A 4,832-nucleotide genomic window follows, 5' to 3' on the forward strand; every position below is an offset into this window, starting at 1 on the left:
AGCCTGATGGCTGGGCGACGGGAGCCGTGTGAGCCGAGAGGCTCCCGCACGGTTCTGAGAGCGGCGGCGGGTGAGATTCCCGCCGCCGACTCACCTCGTGGTAGACGCCCTTGTCGATGACGATTCGGTACCCCGCGCCGTGAGCGGGGGCCATGTCGATCGCATCCTGCACGGTCGTGTGGTCGGCGAAGCCGTCCTGCGAGACGTAGCACGTCGCGGTCTCGTCAAGCTCTCTGTGGCGGTTGGCGTCGCCCTGGCCCGAGTGGTGCGCCATCATCAGGCTCACCAACGCCATTGGGTAAGCGACGTTGTTGTTTCTCCAGTTCACAGACAGCCAAGCGAAAAACTGCCTGCTGAGATCAAGCCAGCTGTTCTGCTGTTGAGCGTGCTGCTCGGTCACGGTGTACGGCTGGCCGTTGCCGAACGCCGTGGCGGTCGCGGCCGCCTGGTCCCGGAACCGGGCTCCTTCGGCGAACGCCACGATGACCCGCAGGAGCGACCGCGCCACGTCCCTGACGGTACTGCCGAGGCCGTCCTGAAGGACCAGTACGGACTCGTTGAGGTTGGCGGGAGTGATCTGCATGCCGACCCGGCTGATGCCGCCCTGTCGCTCCAACTCGGTGTAGGACGAAAGTCCCTCGTGCCGCCTGCTCGTGTTCGAGGCTGTGGAATCCGGCAGCCGAGCAGGGTTGAGGGTCCCATCCTGCAGGGTTGCGTACGCTGCGGCTTCCAGCGTGAAGAAGTTGCCCCAGGCTATGTCACCGACTCCGTTCTCGGTGCCCTGGCGCCAACCCATGATGTAGGCGTCCGACCGGCGCATGAATATCCGGATGAACTCGGGTCTGTCCTCGGCGTGCACGTCAAGGGCGGTGTACCAGTCGTCCCCGTTTTGCAAGGTGATCGAGACGGGGCGGACTCCGTCTCTTGGTGCGATCTGGTAGGCCCTCGTATGACTCAGAATCCCCTTGATCGTTTCCGCGTAGGTGGCCCTGGCGTCTGCGGGATCACTGGTGAGTCGCCACTCGACGTTCGCGCCGGTAGCGGCGCCCGCCCTGGGAGCGCCGGCGAGCACAGCGCCGCCGGCCAGAGCGCTTGCGGCCGCGACGGCCGTCGCGGCGGACAGGAATGATCTACGGGAAAGGCCCCGCTCCGTGTTCGTCACTTGAGAGGGCGTTAAGTCCCGTTCGGGATGGTCTGGTGTCGCCCGTTCGTGGGTGATGGGACGGTTCCGTCCTCGCATCATGTCGTGTGCATGATGGGGTCGCGGGCATGGAACGGATGCCGTACGCAACCGACTTGTCCGACGAGCAGTGGGCGCTGATCGAGCCGCTGGTCACCGCGTGGAAGCAGGAGCGGGTGGCGCGGTCGGCGACCGGGGACCCGGGCTCCTGCGACCTGCGCGAGGTCGTGAACGCGCTGCTCTATCAGAACCGGACGGGCTGTCAGTGGCGGCTCCTGCCGCACGACCTCCCGGCCTGGTCTGCTGTGTTCTACTACTTCACCCTGTGGCGCCAGGACGGCCTTGACCAGCGGATCCAGGAGATCCTGCGCTGTCAGGTGCGGGAGCGGGCCAGACGATTAGAGGACCCGTCCCTGGTGATCATCGACACCCAGTCCGTCCGCGTGGCGGCCGGGGTGCCGAAGAAGACGACGGGACTGGACGCGAACAAGAAGACCCCCGGAAGGAAGCGCGGACTCGCCGTGGACATCTTGGGCCTGATCATCGGTGTGGTGGTCCTGCCCGCCTCCGCGCACGACAACGAGGCCGGCATCGCCCTGCTGGACCAGGCGGCCGAACGATGCGGGATGCGCCTGGAGAAGGCCCTGGTCGACCAGGGCTTCAAGGACGCCGTCATCATCCACGGGGCGGTGAACGACATCACCGTCGAGGTGGTCCGCCGCAACCCCGCCAACCAGGGAAAAGGCTTCGTCCCACAGCCCATCCGATGGCGGGTCGAGCAGGTCAACGGCACCCTCATGCTGCACCGGCGCCTGGCCCGTGACTACGACCACCGGCCCGACAACGCGGCCTCCCGCGTCTACTGGGCCGCCACCGCCGGCATGCTCCGGCGCCTCACCGTCCCGAGCCCCGCCTGGCGGGACGAGATGGAGCTGGCCGCGTGAACGCCCACGAACTCCTGCGGCTGCTGCAGGCCGAGCACGACGAGACCGCCGCCCGCGCCGACCAACTACGCGAACAGATCGAACAGTTCACCACCGCCCTGGCCGAGACCGAGGCCCGCCTGGCCGAACTGGCCGCCACCCGCAAGGTCATCGACGGCCTCACCACGCCCGACCACGAACCCGCCGCCGCGGAGAACGCCACCGTCTACCAGCGCATCGTGACCGCGTTCAACGAGCATCCCGGGAAAGTGTTCCGCGTCCGCGATCTGCACGAACACCTTGGCCTGCCCACGGACGAGCCCTCGATCAACGTCACCCGCTCCCGCCTGGGCCGACTCGTCCGCCAGGGACTCCTTGAGCAACCCGGACGCGGCCAATATCAGAAACGGACTTAACGCCCTCTGAGTTCCTTGTTGTCAGCGACCCATTGACTGGATTGCAACGTGCGGCGGTTGCCGATCTCGACGGTGTCCTTCGTGCCGGCCCGGGGCGCTCACGTACTTCTGGTGCCCGTGGCCGGCTGGCGCTTCCGGGCGCGGTAGGTGTCGGGGCGCGGAAGCGGTGACTGACATGGGTCCGGCGCTTTCCCGTGCTGCGGAGCCCAGCCCCGCGGCGCAGAAGAGCCCGCCTTGTCGTGTGTCATGCCGGAAGGATCGGCGCGGGACCAGCCTCGACGCCATGGGCATTTCTACGGTCCCGAGCCCACTGGGCCCGGGTATTTCTACGGGGTTGTCCTACGGGGTGGGTGCCTGGTTCGCTGTCCACCAGGAGGCGACCCGGGCGCGGGAGGCGAAGCCGAGCTTGGCCAGGATGTTCTCCAGGTGGCCGTCGACCGTGCGTGAGGAGCGTCCGAGCGCGGCTGCGATCTGCCGGTTGCTCATGCCTTCGGCCACCAGCGCGGCCACTTCCCGCTCCCGGGGGGTCAGCGTGTTTGGGGCAGCACCGGGCGCGGCAGGGACAGGCACGACAGCTGGTTCGGACGCGGTGCGCTGGGCGAAGGCGATGGCCTCGTCGGTGCCCCGGTGGCCGCCCCCCTCCGCCAGGGCCGTCTCATAACCCGCCAGGCCCAGGGCCCGTACGATGTCTTCCTCGCACTGGGCGTGCTGCTCGACCATGTGCGGGCCGAACGCCGAGATGGGCATGCCGATGTCCAGCCACAGGCCACGCGCGGCCCCCAGCAGCCGCCCCGCCTCCTTGTGGTCACCGGCCGCGGCGGTGACCCAGGCGAGCTTGTCCAGCATCAGTGCGACCCTGGCGTAGTCGTTGAAGCCCCGCTCGTTCTCCAGCGCGGTCCGGATCATGACCGAGGCCTCCGCCAGGTCGCCGCGCATCCAGGCGTCGTAGCCGAGCGTCCACTGAGCATGCGCGCGGGCCAACCGCTCGTCATGCGCCTCGGCGAGGGCGACCGCTTGCCTGCAGGTCTCCGTGGTGCCTGGATCCCCGAGGTGGGACTGGGCAGTGGCCATCTGAATCAGAGCGTAGACAGCCCCGATCTCCTCGCCTGCCCGCATGAGATCGGCCGCCGCTGCCCCCAGCAGGGAAACGGCCTCCTCCAGCCGGCCGCTGAACAGCGCCAGCGTGCCGCGCAGGCTCTGGACGTCGGTACACAGAACCGGGGCGTCCAGTTGCTCGCCCAGCGCTCCGGCCTCGTCCAGCCACTGGTACGCCGTAGCGTGATCGCGCTGCAGCACCGCCACCAGGGCGGCGACCCACAGTGCCCTGGCCCGGGCCGGGGTGGGCTCCGGCGCGGCGGCGAGTGCCCGGTCGAGCCAGCGGCGCCCCTCACCGAGGAATCCGCCCTCGCACCAGTGGAAGCGCAGCGCGGCGGCCAGCGCCAGGGTGGCCTGCGGGTCGCCACCCCGCTCCAGGGCCGCGCGCAGATCGGCATGCTCGGCACGCAGCCGGGCCAGGCTCTCGTGCTGGCCGGGGCCGTACCAGCTGTCGGCGATGCGCTCGGCGAGGGCCAGGTAGAAGGCGTCGTGCCGGCGCAGCGTCTGCTGCTCCTGGCCGGACTCGGCGAGCTGTTCCCGCCCGTACTGGCGGATGGTCTCCAGCAGCCGGTAGCGCGGCATGCCCTCGTGCTCGGTGGGCAGGACGACGGACTGGGCGACCAGCCGGTCGAGGAGATCGAGCACCTCGTCCCGATCGATGCCGTCGCCCGCACAGACGGCCTCGGCCGCGTCCAGGCCGAAGGCACCGGCGAAGACCGACAGCCGGTTCCACAGCAGCCGCTCGGCGGGGGTGCACAGCTCGTGGCTCCAGTCGATCAACGCACGGAGTGTCCGCTGGTGCGGCCGGGCGACCCGGCTGCCACTTGTGAGCAGCCCGAAGCGGTTCTCCAGCCGGTTCACCGCCTCGTCGATGGTGAGGGTCCGCAGGCGGGACGCGGCCAGTTCGATGGCGAGCGGCAGCCCGTCCAGGTCCTCGCACAGCTGACGGACCTGGGCGCGGTTGCCCTCGGTGATCCGGAACTCCGGGCGCACGGCGGTGGTCCGGTCGCGCAGCAGTTCCCCCGCGTCGTCCGGTGCCAGCGGAAGGACGGCGAAGACATGCTCGCCGAATATCCCCAGCGCCCGGCGGCTCGTCGTAATAATGCGCAGCTGGGGGGAGGCGGACAGCAGCGCGTGCGCGAGCTCGGCGCAGGAGTCGATGAGGTGCTCGCAGTTGTCCAGCACGATCAGCGGACTGCGGCGGGCCAGGAAAACGGC

The 4,832-nt window shown here is 69.3% G+C and carries 4 protein-coding genes; 2 read left to right on the forward strand and 2 right to left on the reverse strand.

Features of this window, described 5'->3' with window-relative positions; genetic code table 11:
- Positions 1 to 1,162, reverse strand: a 1,162-nt coding sequence (locus tag ABZ453_RS50425) for a ribosome-inactivating family protein (RefSeq protein WP_359026719.1), incomplete at its 3' end; no start/stop codon positions are given.
- A 107-nt stretch (positions 1,163 to 1,269) separates the two neighbouring features.
- On the opposite strand from ABZ453_RS50425, the gene ABZ453_RS50430 reads away from it, so the two are divergent.
- The gene (locus ABZ453_RS50430) at positions 1,270 to 2,124 is read left to right on the forward strand and encodes an IS5 family transposase (protein ID WP_359026721.1); all 855 of its coding nucleotides are present in this window, start codon (positions 1,270 to 1,272) and stop codon (positions 2,122 to 2,124) included.
- Complete coding sequence (locus ABZ453_RS50435) at positions 2,121 to 2,519, forward strand: type IV toxin-antitoxin system AbiEi family antitoxin domain-containing protein (RefSeq protein ID WP_359026723.1); 399 nt, start codon at positions 2,121 to 2,123, stop codon at positions 2,517 to 2,519. The genes ABZ453_RS50430 and ABZ453_RS50435 overlap by 4 nt, the downstream gene beginning before the upstream one ends.
- A gap of 339 nt (positions 2,520 to 2,858) precedes the next feature.
- On the opposite strand, the gene ABZ453_RS50440 is transcribed toward ABZ453_RS50435, so the two are convergent.
- A partial coding sequence (locus ABZ453_RS50440; protein WP_359026725.1) for a LuxR C-terminal-related transcriptional regulator occupies positions 2,859 to 4,832 on the reverse strand: 1,974 nt, incomplete at its 5' end.

This window comes from Streptomyces sp. NPDC005799 (genome assembly GCF_040630525.1).
GTDB lineage: Bacteria > Actinomycetota > Actinomycetes > Streptomycetales > Streptomycetaceae > Streptomyces > Streptomyces griseorubiginosus_B.